The sequence below is a fragment of the Vibrio sp. 1580 genome (assembly GCF_033340055.1).
In genome coordinates this window covers 1-671 of sequence record NZ_JAWOVT010000332.1, presented here as the reverse complement: position 1 = coordinate 671, position 671 = coordinate 1, and the positions used below count along the sequence as shown (strand labels likewise).

Sequence of the window (671 nt, the reverse complement as noted above, 5' to 3'; positions counted from 1 at the left end):
CATCATTCCTGCGCACATGTCATTGGCTACGCTAGACCGCGTAATGGGTAACCGCAGTGGCATGGGGTTGATTTTGAAGCGCGCACTTCAAGCGGTTTCGCAAGATTACGACTACGTGTTGATCGATTGTCCACCAATCCTTGGTGTGATGATGGTTAATGCACTCGCGGCGAGTGATCGTATCTTGATCCCAGTACAGACTGAATTCCTCGCGATGAAAGGCTTGGAACGTATGATTCGTACGTTGACGATCATGCAGAAATCACGTCCAGATGGGTTCAAAGTCACCATCGTACCAACCATGTACGACAAGCGAACTCGCGCTTCGTTGCAGACTTTGACGCAACTGAAAAAAGACTACCCGAACCAAGTGTGGACTTCCGCAGTACCGATTGACACCAAGTTCCGAGACGCAAGTTTGAAACACTTACCAGCGTCGCACTTTGCATCCGGTAGCCGTGGTGTGTTTGCGTACAAACAGCTATTGATTTACTTGGAGAGGTTAGCGTTCGATGAGCAGTAACAGCGTACTTTCCAGCGAGCAGGCGCTTGATGATTACTTCAACGCATTACTCGGTGAAGAAGTTGAGGTGACTGATCTCGAACATGAGCTTGACTTGCTCGCTCAGGAACTATCCTCTGCAGAGCCAGAGCCAGAGCCAGAGCCAGAG

The 671-nt window shown here is 49.9% G+C and carries 1 protein-coding gene and 1 pseudogene; both read left to right on the top strand.

What is annotated here, in order from left to right:
• A partial coding sequence (locus R7093_RS25845) for a ParA family protein (protein WP_318147097.1) occupies positions 1-523 on the top strand: 523 nt, incomplete at its 5' end.
• Positions 513-671, top strand: a pseudogene (locus R7093_RS25840) (chemotaxis protein CheW); the annotation flags it as partial. The gene R7093_RS25845 and the pseudogene R7093_RS25840, both read left to right, overlap by 11 nt.